12 protein-coding genes are annotated in these 14611 nt (G+C 69.9%); 5 read left to right on the forward strand and 7 right to left on the reverse strand.

Annotation, left to right across the window (positions count from 1 at the left end):
- Positions 1-66 precede the first annotated feature (66 nt).
- From ACWA14_RS14070 to ACWA14_RS14080, 3 genes are all read right to left on the reverse strand, one after another.
- A complete protein-coding gene (locus ACWA14_RS14070) occupies positions 67-1614 on the reverse strand; it encodes a sugar ABC transporter ATP-binding protein (protein ID WP_463794667.1) in 1548 nt (515 codons plus the stop codon).
- Complete coding sequence (locus tag ACWA14_RS14075; RefSeq protein ID WP_463794671.1) at positions 1611-2630, reverse strand: LacI family DNA-binding transcriptional regulator; 1020 nt, start codon at positions 2628-2630, stop codon at positions 1611-1613. Before ACWA14_RS14075 ends, ACWA14_RS14070 begins: the two co-directional genes overlap by 4 nt.
- 65 nt (positions 2631-2695) lie before the next feature.
- Positions 2696-3955, reverse strand: a complete 1260-nt coding sequence (locus ACWA14_RS14080; protein WP_463794673.1) for a D-arabinono-1,4-lactone oxidase — start codon at positions 3953-3955, stop codon at positions 2696-2698.
- Between the two features lie 94 nt (positions 3956-4049).
- Here ACWA14_RS14080 and ACWA14_RS14085 point away from each other — a divergent pair, with 94 nt between their 5' ends.
- The 5 genes from ACWA14_RS14085 to arfA all read left to right on the forward strand — a co-directional run bounded on the left by ACWA14_RS14085 (position 4050) and on the right by arfA (position 9989).
- Positions 4050-5102, forward strand: a complete 1053-nt coding sequence (locus ACWA14_RS14085) for a LacI family DNA-binding transcriptional regulator (RefSeq protein ID WP_463794675.1) — start codon at positions 4050-4052, stop codon at positions 5100-5102.
- A gap of 114 nt (positions 5103-5216) precedes the next feature.
- The gene (locus ACWA14_RS14090; RefSeq protein ID WP_463794677.1) at positions 5217-6554 is read left to right on the forward strand and encodes an extracellular solute-binding protein; all 1338 of its coding nucleotides are present in this window, start codon (positions 5217-5219) and stop codon (positions 6552-6554) included.
- The gene (locus tag ACWA14_RS14095; protein WP_463794679.1) at positions 6551-7492 is read left to right on the forward strand and encodes a carbohydrate ABC transporter permease; all 942 of its coding nucleotides are present in this window, start codon (positions 6551-6553) and stop codon (positions 7490-7492) included. The genes ACWA14_RS14090 and ACWA14_RS14095 overlap by 4 nt, the downstream gene beginning before the upstream one ends.
- The gene (locus ACWA14_RS14100; RefSeq protein ID WP_463794681.1) at positions 7492-8415 is read left to right on the forward strand and encodes a carbohydrate ABC transporter permease; all 924 of its coding nucleotides are present in this window, start codon (positions 7492-7494) and stop codon (positions 8413-8415) included. The genes ACWA14_RS14095 and ACWA14_RS14100 overlap by 1 nt, the downstream gene beginning before the upstream one ends.
- A gap of 38 nt (positions 8416-8453) precedes the next feature.
- Positions 8454-9989 (forward strand): arabinosylfuranosidase ArfA, encoded by a 1536-nt coding sequence (gene arfA, locus ACWA14_RS14105; RefSeq protein ID WP_463794683.1) that lies wholly within the window; start codon positions 8454-8456, stop codon positions 9987-9989.
- A gap of 86 nt (positions 9990-10075) precedes the next feature.
- On the opposite strand, the gene ACWA14_RS14110 is transcribed toward arfA, so the two are convergent.
- Genes ACWA14_RS14110 through ACWA14_RS14125 form a run of 4 tightly spaced genes read right to left on the reverse strand, consistent with a single transcriptional unit; the run spans position 10076 to position 14416 of the window.
- The gene (locus ACWA14_RS14110) at positions 10076-11266 is read right to left on the reverse strand and encodes a bifunctional 2-methylcitrate synthase/citrate synthase (RefSeq protein WP_463794684.1); all 1191 of its coding nucleotides are present in this window, start codon (positions 11264-11266) and stop codon (positions 10076-10078) included.
- Between the two features lie 2 nt (positions 11267-11268).
- Positions 11269-12171, reverse strand: coding sequence for a methylisocitrate lyase (gene prpB, locus ACWA14_RS14115; RefSeq protein ID WP_463794686.1), 903 nt, complete (start codon positions 12169-12171; stop codon positions 11269-11271).
- The gene (locus ACWA14_RS14120) at positions 12171-13697 is read right to left on the reverse strand and encodes an MmgE/PrpD family protein (protein ID WP_463794688.1); all 1527 of its coding nucleotides are present in this window, start codon (positions 13695-13697) and stop codon (positions 12171-12173) included. Before ACWA14_RS14120 ends, prpB begins: the two co-directional genes overlap by 1 nt.
- Positions 13694-14416: a GntR family transcriptional regulator gene (locus tag ACWA14_RS14125; protein WP_463794690.1), complete on the reverse strand. Its 723-nt coding sequence runs from the start codon at positions 14414-14416 to the stop codon at positions 13694-13696. Before ACWA14_RS14125 ends, ACWA14_RS14120 begins: the two co-directional genes overlap by 4 nt.
- Positions 14417-14611 lie beyond the last annotated feature (195 nt).

Below are 14611 nucleotides of genomic sequence, written 5' to 3' on the forward strand. Positions count from 1 at the left end.
ATTTTCAAGAACACAAGGGATCATCCACAAATCAGCGAAACTACGAGGCGCTGATCGTGTTACCGATCACAGTTCGCCGCTGTGTCCCAGCTCGGCGGCGATCATCTCCACCACCGTGTCGACCGTGACGGCCGGTCCGTTGCTGAGTTCGCCGATCTTCTCGCGGTCCTTCAGCACGATGATCCGATCACTCAGCCGCACGACCTCCTCGAGCTCCGAGGAGATGAACACCACGGACACGCCCTCTCCGGCCAGCTGACTGATGCGTCGCTGGACCTCGAGCTTCGCGGCGATGTCGATCCCCCGGGTCGGCTCGTCGAGGATCAGCACATGCGGGCGCACAGCCAGCGCGCGTGCGAGCAGGACCTTCTGCTGGGTCCCACCGGAGAGCAGCCCGACGGGGCGATCCAGATCGCGCGGGTCCAGATGCAGCGCCTCGACGTAGGTCTCGACGAGCGCCGACCGCTCGGCCTGCGACAGCGGACGCGACCAGCCGCGGAGGGCCTGGAGCGACAGGATGATGTTCTCCCGCGCCGTGAGCTCGCCGATGATGCCCTGGGTGCCGCGATTGTCGGGCGAGAGGGCGACCCGGTGCCGCAGCGCCATCGACGGGTTGCGCAGCTGCACCTGTTCGCCGTCGACCCAGAGCACGCCGCTGTCGGCGCGCACCGCTCCGCTCAGCAGCGACGCGACCTCCGAACGCCCCGATCCGCGGAGCCCGGCCAGCCCGACGATCTCGCCGCGCTGGATCTCGATGTCCATCCGTTCCAGCTCGCCGCGTCTCCCGAGACCGGATGCCTGCAGCGCCGGCTCCCCCTCCGTCGAGTAGTGGTGCGCCTTGCGCTCCGAGCCGAGGGCGCGGAGGCTGTCGATGTCCTTCCCGAGCATCTTCGAGATCAGGTCGGCCCGCTCGAGGTCGCGCGTCGGGTACTCGCCGACCCGCCGCCCCCCGCGCAGCACGGTCATGCGGTCGCTGATCGCGAACGCCTGCTCGAGGAAGTGCGAGATGAACAGGATCGCGACACCGCGCCGACGCAGCCCCCGGATGACGCGCATCAGGGTCGCGACCTCGGCGACATCGAGACTCGACGTCGGCTCGTCGAGGACGAGCACTCTCGGCTCGTCCACCACCGCCCGCGCCAGCGCGACGAGCTGCTTCTGGGCCGGCGTGAGCATCGACAACGGCGTCTTGGGGTCGAGGTCGTCGAGCCCGAGCCAGGCCAGTGCCTCCGCGGCATCCGCACGCGTCCGCCTCCAGTCGATGCCGAGACGTCCGCGGCGCTCCCGACCGAGCATCACGTTCTCGGCCACGCTGAGGTTCGGGCTCAGCTGCGCCTCCTGGAACACGGTGGCGATGCCGGCCGCGCGACTGTCGGCCACCCCGGAGAAGCGGCGCGGTTCGCCGTCGACGAAGACCGATCCCGCATCGGCGGGGTGGGTGCCGGTGATCACCCCGACCAGGGTCGACTTGCCCGCCGCGTTCTCGCCCATGACGGCATGCACCTCACCGGGGAAGAGGCGGAAGTCGACGTCGTCGAGCGCGCGGACGCCGGGGAAGTCGACCGTGATGCCCGCGAGCCGCACGACCGGCTCGGGGGCGGGAGCAGCCGTCATCGCCCCACCCGCGGGGCGGCCGAGGATGCGCGCGCCACGAGCTGCGTCGGGATGCGGGTGAGCGCGGGGAGGTCGCGGCCCTCGATCGCCGCCTGCAGCATCTCGACGACCGCGACGCCCAGCGCCCCGAAGTCCTGACGAACGGTGGTGAGCGGCGGGAGGAAGTGCCGAGCGAGCGGGATGTCGTCGAACCCGACCACGCTCAGATCCGTCGGCACCTCGAAGCCCCGATCGTGCAGCCCGTGGATCAGGCCGATGGCCATGTCGTCGTTCGCGGCGAAGATCGCCGTGTACTCCGGCAGTCGGGTGAGCCCCGTCGCGAAATCGTAGGCGAAGTCGGCCGACCAGTCCCCGACCACGATCGGACGCTCCCGGATGCCCCACGACTTCGCCCGCGAATGGAACGCGCGCTCCCGCGCCCGGGCGTCCAGCCAGTCCAACGGTCCGGAGAGGTGCAGGATGTCACGGTGCCCGAGGGCGACGAGGTGGTCGACGACCAGGCTCGTGCCGGCATGCTGATCGATCGAGACGGTCAGGAAGGTCGGGTCGGCATCCGCCTTCACCACGAGCATCGGCACCGAGATCGCGATGCGCCGGAGGGCGGCCACCGACGAGGACCGCGGGGCGATGACGCAGAGGGCGTCGACGCCCTGTGTGACGAGGTTGTCGACGGCTTCCTGCGGAGACAGGGCGTCGCCCTCGTGCAGCGCGACCGGCGTGACCGAGTACCCGGCGGCGCGGGCCGAGAGCTCCACCGCGCGCAGGATGCTGGTGGGGCCGTGCGCCACGGCGCTCTCCACGATCACGCCGATGCGCCGGGTGCGCTGCGTCGCCAGCGCCCGCGCCACGAGGTTGGGCCGGTAGTCGAGCTCCTCGATCGCCTCGAGGACCCGGCGCCGGGTGTCGGGCTTGATGTTCGGGTGATCGTTGAGCACCCGGGAGACGGTCATGTGCGAGACGCCGGCGATCGTCGCGACCTGACGGATGTTGGGCTTGTCGGATCCGACGTTCACCATGCGCACCTCCGTCGGCCGAGCCTCGGCAATGTTACCGAGAACAACGGAGGTGGTGCAATGAACCCCTACAGGCCGAGGCGCTCCAGGTAGGGGTTCACGAGGCGCCGCTCGGGGTCGAAGCGCGCGGCGAGCGCGGCGAAGTCGTCCCAGCGCGGGTAGCGGGCCCGCACCTCGGCGCCGTCGAGCGTGAACACCTTGCCCCAGTGCGGGCGCGCGGTCTCCGGCAGAGCGGCCTCGATGGTCGGGAGCAGCGCACGCACGGCGGCCTCGTCGGGCTTCCAGGTGAAGTGGATGCCGACGGCGTCCACGCCGGACGAGGAGCTCAGCCAGAGGTCGTCGGAGCGCACCGTGCGGATCTCGTTGACGAGCAGCAGGGGCGCGATCTGGCCGGCGAGGGTGCGCACGGCCTGGATCGCCGCGACCGCGTCGGCCCGAGGCACGAGGTACTCGGTCTGGATCTCCGCCCCGGCGGACGGCGTGAACTCCTGCTTGAAGTGCGGGAGCCGCTCGAACCAGGGCCCCGGAACGCCCTGCTGCGCGGTCGCGGCGATCGGATCGAGGCCCAGGATCGGATGCCGCTTGTGCGTCGCCGGCTCGGCCCCGAGTCGTTCGAACAGCGACTCCCGCGCCGCCTCCCGTGCCTCCGGCTGGCGCTGCTTGACCCAGATCTGGTCCACGAAGTCGGTGCGCTCCCACGTCGAGAACAGGCTCACGCTGGTGCCGATCGAGGTCACCGCGTCGAACTCGGAGAGCACCGCATCCCAGCTCGGGTGCTCGAACACGTGCTGCGCGACCTCGTACGTCGGCTCGACGTCGAGCGTCACGTCGAGCACCGCGCCGAGGGCGCCCAGGTTCACGACGGCCCCGTCGAAGTCGGCGTCGCCGCGCTGCAGGACCCGGGTCTCGCCGCCCGGGGTGAGGATCGTGAGGGCGCGCACGGCCTGCGCGAGCGAGCCGAGCGCATCGCCCGAGCCATGGGTTCCGGTGACGACCGCCCCGGCGATCGAGATGTGGGGCAGGGAGGCGAGATTGGCGAGCGCGAGCCCCTCGGCCTCGAGCCGGGGCGCGACGTCGCCGTAGCGCGCGGCACCCGAGATCCGGACGGAGGTGCGGGTGGAGTCCACCGCGAACACGGCCGGCATCCGGTCGAGGGCGATCAGCAGACCGTCGGTGTCGGCGATGTCGTTGAAGCAGTGCCGCGATCCGAGGAGGCGCATCGCCCCGCCCCGGCCGAGCAGCGCTCTCAGCTCGTCGACCGAGCCCGGGTGCGCGATCTCCCCGGCCCGGTACGTGAGGTTGCCTGCCCAGTTGCGTTCGATCGTCATGGCGCCATGATAACCACGGACCCGGTGACTACATCGATGTACAGCATGCCCGCGCGACCCCCTCCGGACACCTCTCCGCCAGTAGGCTGACCGCATGACCGCGATGCCGCCCCGCCCCACGATGAAGGATGTCGCGGCCCTGGCCGGAGTGTCGGCGAAGACGGTCTCGAACGTCGTAACCGGCACCGTCCCGGTGAACGACGCCACCCGCGTGAAGGTCGAGGCGGCGATGGCGCAGCTCGACTTCGTTCCGAACCTCAGCGCGCGTGGTCTGCGCAAGGGACGCTCCGGCATCATCGCGGTCGCCCTGCCCGACCTCGCCACCGCGTTCTCGGCCGAGCTCGTGCACCGCATCGTGGAGGCCGCGCACGATCGAGGTCTCGCGGTGCAGATCGAGGAGACGGCCTCCGAACCCGAGCGCGAGAAGGAGCTCGTCTCCCGCGCCCGCGCCCACCTCGTCGACGGGCTGATCCTCAACCCGATCCGCCTGGAGGACAGCGTGCTGAAGTACGCCGACCGCCTGCCGCCACTGGTCGTGATCGGCGAGGTCGAGCAGAACCGCGCGGATCACGTGCGCGTCGACAGCCGGCAGGCCGCCGCCGATGCCACGCGTCACCTGCTCTCCCGCGGGGCGACGCGGATCGCGGTGGTCGGTGCCGACGACGACCCGTCCACGGCGACCGCGACGAGCCGGCTGCGCCTGGAGGGGGTGCACGACGCCCTGCGCGAGGCCGGCATCGCCCGCGACCCCGCGCGCGAGGTCAACCGGATGCCATGGTCGATGAGCGGTGGAGCGGATGCCGTGCGCACCCTGCTCGCGCGGCGGGTGCCCTTCGACGCGATCGTGTCCCTGACCGACTCGCTCGCGCTCGGCGCGCTGCACGCCCTGCACGTCAACGGCATCCGCGTCCCCGACGACGTGATCATCACCGGGTTCGACGACGTCGAGTTCTCGCGGTACACCTCGCCCGCACTCACCTCGGTGGCCTTCGATCGCCGGGCCTTCGCGGTCGCGGCGCTCGGCCTGCTCGAATCGCGCATGGACGACCGGTCCGCGCCGCCGCGGTCGCTCACCCTCTCCCATCGCCTGCTGGAGCGCGCGAGCACGCAGGGCCGCCCCGCCGGCTACCACCCGCCGGCGGGCTGACACCCCACCCCGCGGCCGCTCGTCGCCGGGAGCGCTCGCGATATTCTGGCTTGCGGGTCGATTACATCGATGTAATGATGGGGGCGTCCACCTCACGGTCACGAAGGAGTGACGATGACGCCCCCGCTCGATCTGTCGCGCAGACAATTCCTCACCGCCGCCTCGCTCGCCGCCGGCACGGCGGTCCTCGCCGGCTGCGCCCCCGGCACCACCACCGCCTCCGGACCGCAGACGCTCCAGTTCTGGCATCTGCTCTCGGGTGGTGACGGGGTCACGATGTCGGCGCTGCTCGACGAGGTCAACGCCGCGCAGTCCGCGTTCCGCATCCGCCCCACCGTGCTCGCCTGGGGCACGCCCTACTACACGAAGCTCGCGATGGCCGGCGCCGGCGGCCGCGCCCCCGATGTCGCGATCATGCACGCCACCCGCACGGTCGGCTGGGCCCCGGGAGGCCTGCTCGACCCGTGGGACCTCGATCGCCTGGCGGAGCTCGGCGTCGACAGCTCCGCGTTCCCCGCCCCGATCTGGGAGAAGGGATTCGTGGGCGAGCAGATGTACAGCGTCGCGCTCGACGCGCATCCCTTCGTGATGATGTTCAACACCGACATCTGCGATGCGGCCGGGGTGCTCGACAGCGACGGCCGCCTGCAGGAGACGTCGTCCCCCGAGGCGTTCATCGACCAGCTGCGCACCGTGGGCGGCGCGACCGACGGACACGCCCTCTCGTTCGGATACCTCGGCGACGGCGCGCAGATGTGGCGCCTGTTCTCCACCTTCTACGCGCAGCACGGCACCCCCATCGAGCTTCCCGTCGGCGGGAAGGCCGTGATCGACAAGGACGTGGCGGTCGAATCGCTGACCCTGATGCGCACCCTGCTCGACGGCGAGATCGCGCTCGCCCAGGCCGACTACGGAAGCGCGATCGCCGAGTTCGCGACCGGGAAGAGCGGGATGCTGTTCACCGGCGTGTGGGAGCTGCGCACCATGCAGAGCGCGGGCATCGCGTTCGACGCGACCATGATCCCCACGCTCTACGGCACCCCCGCCGTCTACGCCGACTCCCACTCGTTCGTGCTCCCCCACCAGACGAACGCCGATCCCGAGCGCCGCGACCTGACGTACCGGTTCGTCGCCGACATGCTGAAGAACTCCTTCGACTGGGCCGAGGCCGGGCACATCCCCGCGTTCCTGCCGGTGACCGAGTCCCCCGCGTACGCGGACCTCGTCCCGCAGGCGAACTACGCCGAAGCCGCGCAGTACGTGATCTACGATCCCACCGCGTGGTTCACCGGTTCGGGGTCGAACTTCCAGGGCGAGTTCGGCGCCGCCGTGCAGGGCGTCCTGCTCTCGGGCGACGACCCCGCCGCCGCGATCGATCGCTTCGAGGCCCGCGTCAACACCCTGCTCCGACAGCCCAACCCGGCCGATCCGGAAGGGACGTTCCGCTCATGACGACCACGACGACCTCCACCCGCACGATCGTCACGGGCTCGCACGACAGGAGCCCCACCCGGCGCCCCCGCGGCCGCGAACAGCTCATCAGCTGGGTGTTCCTCGCCCCGTTCCTGGTGGCCTTCGCGCTGTTCCTGGTCTGGCCCATCATCCACGGGATCATCCTCAGCTTCACCGACCAATCGCTCACCGGCGCGGGCGGGGGGTTCGTGGGCTTCGCCAACTACGCCGAGGCGCTGTCGGACCCGAAGATGTGGCAGTCGATGGGGAACACGGTCTGGTTCACCCTGATCTCCACCGTTCCCCTGGTCGCGATCGCCCTGCTCATGGCGGCGCTCGTGGATCGAGGCATCCCCGGTCAGTGGCTGTGGCGGCTGTCGTTCTTCATGCCGTTCCTGCTCGCCTCGACCGTGATCTCCCAGATCTGGGTCTGGATCTTCAATCCCCAGGTGGGCGCGGCCAACAACATCCTCGAAGCCTTCGGGCTCGAGCCGATCGCCTGGCTGCAGAACCCCGACACCAACATGCTGTCGATCGTGATCGCCACGGTCTGGTGGACCGTCGGCTTCAACTTCCTGCTGTACCTGGCCGCGATGCAGAACATCCCGCCGCAGCAGTACGAGGCCGCCTCCCTCGACGGCGCCGGCGCCTGGCGCCAGTTCTGGTCGATCACCCTCCCCCAGCTCGGACCGGCCACCGTGCTGATCCTCATCCTGCAGATCCTCGCCTCGCTGAAGCTGTTCGACCAGGCGTACCAGATGCTCGGTGGGGTCGCGAGCGACACCACCCGCTCGATCGTGCAGTACATCTACGAGGCCGGCTTCGTCAGCTACCGGTTCGGCTACTCGGCCGCCATCTCCTACGTCTTCTTCGCCCTCATCGTGATCCTCGGCGTGGCGCAGGCCCTGATCCAGCGCCGCCGGAAGGAGCAGCTCTGATGTCCACCGCCACCGCCACCCCGGTCGCCCCCACCACCGAGACGCTCACCACCACCCGGGCCCGCGGCCCGCGGCGGGCGCACCTGCCCGGTCAGAAGCCGTTCGCCCCGCTGCGCGTCACCGCGTTCGTGATCCTGCTGCTCCTCGCGATCGGCTGGCTGCTGCCCTTCCTGTGGGCGGTCGCCACCGCGTTCAAGACCGAGACGGATGCCGCGTCGGGCGACCCCGGCTGGATCGGCGCCGCCGGCCCGACCGTCGACGCCTTCACCGCGATCCTGTCGCAGGGCAACGTCTACACCTGGGCGTTCAACAGCCTGTGGACCTCGGTCGTCATCACCCTGCTCACGCTGACGATCTCGGCCCTCGCCGCCTACGCCTTCTCGCGACTGGACTTCTCCGGACGCAAGTGGCTGTTCGTGGCGATCATCGCCTCGATCGTGGTGCCGCCGCAGGTGCTGATCATCCCGCTGTTCTACGAGATGCTCGCCTTCAACATGATCGACACGTACTGGGGGCTGATCCTCCCGCAGGTGGTCGCCCCGGCCATGGTGTTCATCCTCAAGCGGTTCTTCGACGCGATCCCGATCGAGCTCGAGGACGCCGCCCGCGTGGACGGCGCCGGACGATTCCGCATCTTCTGGTCGATCGTGCTGCCGCTGTCGAGGCCCATCATGGCCTCGGTCGGCATCTTCGTGTTCATCGCCGCGTGGAACAACTTCCTGTGGCCGTTCCTGGTGATCAACGACACCACGCTCATGACGCTGCCGGTCGGACTGCAGACCGTCATCAGCGCCTACGGCGTGCAGTACGCGCAGGTCATGGCCCAGGCGGTGCTGGCGGCGCTGCCGCTGATCATCGTGTTCCTCATCTTCCAGAAGCAGATCGTCAAGGGCGTCGCGACCAGCGGCTTCGGCGGTCAGTAGTCCCCCACCCGGCCACAGAGCCAGATTCAAGGAGAGCAATGTCTCAGGCCCGCATCACCATCGACCGCGACTTTACGATCGCCGACGTCCCCCGGAGGCTCTTCGGCTCGTTCGTCGAGCACATGGGGCGCTGCGTCTACACCGGCATCTACGAGCCGGGGCACCCCCAGGCCGACGACCGCGGCTTCCGTCAGGACGTGCTCGCCCTGGTGAAGGAGATGGGACCGACCGTCGTCCGCTACCCCGGCGGCAACTTCGTCTCCGGCTACCGGTGGGAAGACGGCGTCGGCCCCGTGGAGGATCGCCCCGTGCGCATCGACGGCGCCTGGCACACCATCGAGACCAACGCCTTCGGACTGCACGAGTTCATGGACTGGGCGAAGGACGCCGACGTGGAGGTCATGGAGGCCATCAACCTCGGCACGCGCGGTGTCGAGGAGGCCCGCGCCCTCGTGGAATACGCCAACCACCCCGGCGGCACGTACTGGTCGGACCTGCGGCGCAAGAACGGCGCGGCCGAGCCCTTCGACATCAAGCTGTGGTGCCTGGGCAACGAACTCGACGGCCCCTGGCAGATCGGCGGCAAGACCGCGACCGAGTACGGTCGCCTGGCCCAGGAGTCCGCCAAGGCGATGCGCCTGGTCGACCCCTCGATCGAGCTCGTCGCGGTCGGATCCTCGGGCCGGTCGATGCCGACGTTCGGCAGCTGGGAGCACACGGTGCTCAGCCACGCCTACGACGAGGTCGACTTCATCTCGATGCACGCGTACTACCAGGAGCACGACGGCGACACCGCGTCGTTCCTCGCGGAGTCGGTCGACATGGACGCCTTCATCGAGGGCGTCATCGCCACGGTCGACGCGGTCAAGGCCGCGGGCAAGCACACGAAGCAGGTCGACATCTCGTTCGACGAGTGGAACGTGTGGGATCAGGTGAAGTACAACGACGTCGAGTCGAAGGAGATCGAGAAGGCGGGCTGGAGCAAGCATCCGCGTCTGATCGAGGACACCTACAACGTGACGGATGCCGTCGTCGTGGGCACGCTGCTGAACAGCCTGCTGCGGCACGGCGATCGCGTGAAGATCGCCAACCAGGCGCAGCTGGTCAACGTGATCGCGCCGATCCGCTCCGAGGAGAACGGGCCGGCCTGGCGTCAGACGAGCTTCTGGCCGTTCGAGCGGATGGCACGCCTGGCGAAGGGACGCATCCTGCGACTCGCCGTCACCGCGTCGCAGATCGCGACGAAGCGCTACGGCGATGTGGACTCGGTGGACGCGGCCGCGACCTGGGACGAGGAGACCGGGCGCCTGGTCGTCTTCGTGGCCAACCGCTCGCTCGACGAGGAGAACGACCTCACGATCGACCTGCACGGACTCGGCGACCTCCGGCTGCGGCAGGCCGAGACGCTCACAGTGCCCGAGGGCGGCGACCGCCGGACGTCGAACCTCGAGACCACGCCCGACACCGTGCACATGGTGCCGCTGGGAGCGGCCGAGGTCGTGGGCGGCGCCCTCCGTGCGACTCTGCCCCCGCTGTCGTGGTCGGTGCTGGAGCTGGACGTGACCCGCGCCTGAGGCCTCTCGGCAGAAGAGCCCTGATGCGGCGGAAAGGCCCCGGATCCTGAGGGATCCGGGGCCTTTCCGCGTTCTCGTGGCCGGGCTCAGCCGGCGGCTTCCTCCGGGCGCTCCGCCACGTCGATCGCCGCGGTGTCGGGCTCGTACTCCTCGATGTGGCGCTCGTCGGGGCCGTCGTACGCCGACAGCGGCCGGATCAGCGCGTTCGAGGCCTGCTGCTCGATGATGTGCGCCGTCCACCCGGTGATGCGGGCCGCGACGAACAGCGGCGTGAACGTGAGCGTGTCGAAGCCGATCAGGTTGTAGGCAGGGCCCGAGGGGTAGTCGAGGTTCGGGTAGATGCCCTTGCGGTCGACGAACTCGCTCTCGAGCTTCTCGTACAGTTCCCCGACGGCCGGCTTGTCGTAGTGCGCGACCAACGTGTCGAGAGCGGCTTTCATGGTCGGTACCCGCGAGTCGCCGCGCTTGTAGACCCGGTGCCCGAAGCCCATGATCTTGCGCTTCTCGGCGAGGGCCTTGTCGAGCCATGCCTCGACCTGGTCGGCCGTGTGGATCTCGTCGAAGATGTGCATGACGGCCTCGTTCGCGCCGCCGTGCAGCGGTCCCTTGAGCGCGCCGATCGCGCCGACGACCGCCGAGTACAGGTCGCTCAGCGTCGAGGTGATCACGCGCGCCGTGAACGTGGACGCGTTGAACGAGTGCTCCGCGTACAGGATCATCGAGCGGTTGAACGCGTCGACCACCGCGGGGTCCGCCTCTTCGCCGAACGTGAGCCAGAGGAAGTTCGCGGCGTAGTCGAGGTCGTCGCGGGGCTCCATGGGCTCCAGACCCCGGCGCCGGCGCTGGCCGTACGCCACGATCGCGGGGAGCGCGGCGAACAGGGTCAGGCTGCGCTCGAGATTCTCCTCCGGTGTGCCGACGGCATCCAGCACGTTGGCGATGCCGGCGGTCTCGATCGCGCCGATCACGCTCACGGCCGTGCGCACCTCGTCCATCGGGTGCGAGTCGAGGGGGAGCCGGTCGATCGCGTCCTTGACCTGGGGCGAGAGCGCCCGGTGTCGACGCTCGGTGCTGCGGAAGGCCGCGAGCTCGTCGGCCGTGGGCAGCTCGCCGTGCCACAGCAGGAAGGCGACGGCCTCGAACGACTGGGTCGCCGCGAGCTCCTGCACCGGGTACCCGCGGTAGAGGAGGCTGTTCGTCTCGGGGTTGACCTTCGAGATCGCGGTCGTGTCGACGACGACGCCCGCGAGGCCCTTCTTGATGTCCGGCTCGGTCATGGTCACTCCTTCTCGATGGTGAAGTTGAAGACCCCGGAGTCGAAATGGTTGTACGACTCGTAGTCGATGAGGTCGTAGAGATCCGCCCGATGCTGCATCGCACCGAGCATCGAGGTCAGGTGCCCCTCGTCGTTCAGCGTATCGAGCGCACGCCCCGCCGCGCCCATCGCGGTGCGCAGCAGCGACACCGGCCAGATCACGATGCGCACCCCGGCGCTCTGCAACTGGGTCGTCGAGAACAGCTCGCTCTTGCCGAACTCCGTCATGTTCGCCAGGATCGGCACGTCGAGCGCGGTCGCCATGGCCTCGAACTCGGCCAGCGTGCGCATCGCCTCAGGGAAGATCGCGTCCGCCCCGGCATCCACCAGCGCCTTCGCACGATCGATCGCCGCATCCAGCCCGTCGATGGCACGGATGTCGGTGCGCGCCATGATGAGGAAGTCCGGGTCGCGGCGGGCGTCGGCGGCGGCGCGGATGCGCTTGACCGCGGTGTCCTCGTCGACCACGCTCTTGCCGTCGAGGTGGCCGCAGCGCTTCGGGTTGACCTGATCCTCGATGTGCATGCCCGCCAGACCCGCGTCCTCGAGCTCCTGGATCGTGCGGGCCACGTTCATCGGCTCGCCGAATCCCGTGTCGGCATCGACGATCGCGGGCAGCTCGGTCATGCGCGCGATCTGCTTCGCCCGGCCCGCGACCTCGGTCAGCGTCGTGAGCCCGATGTCGGGCAGCCCCAGGTCAGCCGCGAGCACGGCTCCGGAGATGTAGACGCCGTCGAAGCCCTTCTGCGCGATCAGGCGTGCGCTCAGCGGGTTGAACGCCCCCGGGAAGCGCAGCAGTTCACCGCTCGCGAGGCGTTCGCGGAACAGGCGGCGCTTCTCCGCCGGTGTCGTCGTGGAGTACAGCATCAGAACAGCCCCTTCGGCGCCGGAGCAGCCTCGAGCAGCCCTTGCTTCGCGACGATCGAGAGCTCGCCGACCTCCGCAGCCGTGAGTTCGGGAAGCCGCTGCACGAGGGCGAGGAAGCGCTCGATCTCCTCCGCCTCGAGCACGGGCGCCGCGAGCAGACGGAACTTGGCGATGTAGTTTTCGCGCGCGAACGGGCGCGCGCCGAGCGGGTGCGCGTCGGCGACCGCGATCTCGTCGACGACCGTGCTGCCGTCGGTGAGGCGGAACTCGACGCGACCCCCGAAGGCCTTCACGTCGGGGTCCTCCGAGTGGTAGCGGCGCGTCCACTCGGCGTCCTCCGCCGTGGTGATCCTGTGCCACAGCTCGACGGTGTCGGGGCGTCCGGCGCGCGTCGGCGCGTAGGAGTCGACGTGGTGCCAGCCGCCGTCCTGCAGCGCGACCGCGAAGATGTACGGGATCGAGTGGTCGAGCGTCTCGCGCGACGCCGTGGGGTCGTACTTCTGGGGGTCGTTCGCGCCCGAGCCGATCACGTAGTGCGTGTGGTGGCTGGTGTGCAGCACGATCGAGGCGATGTTCGCGGGGTCGCGGAGCGCCGGGTTCTCGGTGCCGAGCCTGCGGGCGAGGTCGATCCACGCCTGCGCCTGATACTCGGCCGAGTGCTCCTTCGTGTACGAGTCGAGGATGGCGCGCTTGGCCTCGCCGGCGGCGGGCAGCGGCACCTCGTACGCGGCATCCTTGCCGTCGAGCATCCACGCGATGACGCCGTCCTCGCCCTCGTAGATGGGAGCGGGGCTGGTCTGGCCGCGCATCGCCCGGTCGACCGCCTCGACGGCCATCTTGCCGGCGAACGCGGGCGCGTGCGCCTTCCAGGTCGAGATCTCGCCCTTGCGGCTCTGGCGGGTGGCGGTCGTCGTGTGCAGGCCCTGCCCCACCGCCTGGTAGATGGTCTCGACGTCGAGTCCGAGCAGCGTGCCGATGCCGGCGGCGGCCGAGGGGCCGAGGTGGGCGACGTGGTCGATCTTGTGCTTGTGCAGGCAGATCGCGCGCACCAGGTCCATCTGGATCTCGTACCCGGTGGCGATGCCGCGCACGAGAGCGCGACCGTCCTTGCCGGTGTGCTGGGCGACCGCGAGGATCGGCGGGATGTTGTCGCCGGGGTGGGAGTACTCCGCCGCCAGGAAGGTGTCGTGGTAGTCGAGCTCACGCACGGCCACGCCGTTGGCCCACGCCGCCCACTCGGGGCTGGTGCGGTGATCGAGGGCGGCGCCGAACAGGTTCGCGCCCACGCCGCCGGTCGAGACGGGGTGGCTGAAGGCCTGCGCACGGGCCGCGTCGATCGGCGCACGCGTGAGGGAGGCGGCAGCGACCGAGGCGTTGTCGATGATGCGGTTGATGATCATGTCGACGACGTCCTGCTCGACCTCGACGGGGTCGGCGGCGACCTCGGCGATCTTCCAGGCGAGCTGGTCTTCGCGCGGCAGGTTCTCGTCGCTGCGGTGCACACGGACGTGGTGGGTGACGGTCATGAGAGTCCTTCGCGGTGGGAACGGGGGTCGGGGAGCTCGACGAGGTCGGTGCCGTCGTCGAGGGAGTCGAGGGAGTCGAGGGAGTCGAGGATGCCGGTGAGCGCGTTGTGCAGGTGCACGTGTGTGGCGTGGGCGGCGAGGTCGCCGTCGCGCGCGGCGAGGGCCTGGGCGATCGTGCGGTGCTCGGCGATCGATGCCGCGAGCCGCGCTGGTTGGTCGCGGGCCATCCGGCGCACCCGGACGAGATGGGTGCGCACGGTGCGCAGGGCGGCGGCGATGTAGTCGTTCGCGACGGCCGCGTCGAGGGCCGCATCGAAGCGCGCGATCAGGGCGTAGTAGGCGTCGCGACCGGCGGGGTCGGTGAGGTCGACGCGACCGAACTCCTCGGCGAGCGCGGCGAACAGCGCGGCGTCTCCTCGTGCGGCGGCGAGGCGGGCGGAGGTCTCCTCCAGAGCTCGGCGGATCTCGAACAGGGCGCGGATGTCGTCGGCATCCAGATCGGCCACCACCGTGACCCGCGGCGACTGCTGCACGACGAGCCCGTCGGCGGCCAGTCGGCGCAGTGCTTCCCGGAGGGGGGTGCGGCTGACCCCGAGGCGCGCGGCCTGCTCGACCTCGCCCAGCACGGAACCGGCGGCGAGCGCCCCGGACTGGATGCCGTCGAGCAGTGCGACGTACGCGCGATCGCCCGCCGTCGTGCGCTCCGGTGCCAGGGTCATGCTCTTCAGTGTATACATAGCACCGTCCGGACGGGCGCGATCGACCGATGAGGCGCCTTCACGTATACATTGACGCTGCCCCTCCTCCCTGCCCCCTCTCGCGGTACGCCACCCGCACTTCCGCCGAGCCACCCCTTTCTGTGCGAGCGGCCCCCGTGTGCGCGCATTCACAGGGGCCGGTGGCACAGAAGGGGC

The organism is Microbacterium sp. TW_SC_2, from assembly GCF_055361165.1.

Coding starts and splice junctions, on each gene's coding strand:
- ACWA14_RS14070 (WP_463794667.1), bottom strand. CDS start 1,614: ATGACGGCTGCTCCCGCCCCCGAGCCGGTCGTGCGGCTCGCGGGCATC.
- ACWA14_RS14075 (WP_463794671.1), bottom strand. CDS start 2,630: ATGGTGAACGTCGGATCCGACAAGCCCAACATCCGTCAGGTCGCGACG.
- ACWA14_RS14080 (WP_463794673.1), bottom strand. CDS start 3,955: ATGACGATCGAACGCAACTGGGCAGGCAACCTCACGTACCGGGCCGGG.
- ACWA14_RS14085 (WP_463794675.1), top strand. CDS start 4,050: ATGACCGCGATGCCGCCCCGCCCCACGATGAAGGATGTCGCGGCCCTG.
- ACWA14_RS14090 (WP_463794677.1), top strand. CDS start 5,217: ATGACGCCCCCGCTCGATCTGTCGCGCAGACAATTCCTCACCGCCGCC.
- ACWA14_RS14095 (WP_463794679.1), top strand. CDS start 6,551: ATGACGACCACGACGACCTCCACCCGCACGATCGTCACGGGCTCGCAC.
- ACWA14_RS14100 (WP_463794681.1), top strand. CDS start 7,492: ATGTCCACCGCCACCGCCACCCCGGTCGCCCCCACCACCGAGACGCTC.
- arfA (WP_463794683.1), top strand. CDS start 8,454: ATGTCTCAGGCCCGCATCACCATCGACCGCGACTTTACGATCGCCGAC.
- ACWA14_RS14110 (WP_463794684.1), bottom strand. CDS start 11,266: ATGACCGAGCCGGACATCAAGAAGGGCCTCGCGGGCGTCGTCGTCGAC.
- prpB (WP_463794686.1), bottom strand. CDS start 12,171: ATGCTGTACTCCACGACGACACCGGCGGAGAAGCGCCGCCTGTTCCGC.
- ACWA14_RS14120 (WP_463794688.1), bottom strand. CDS start 13,697: ATGACCGTCACCCACCACGTCCGTGTGCACCGCAGCGACGAGAACCTG.
- ACWA14_RS14125 (WP_463794690.1), bottom strand. CDS start 14,416: ATGACCCTGGCACCGGAGCGCACGACGGCGGGCGATCGCGCGTACGTC.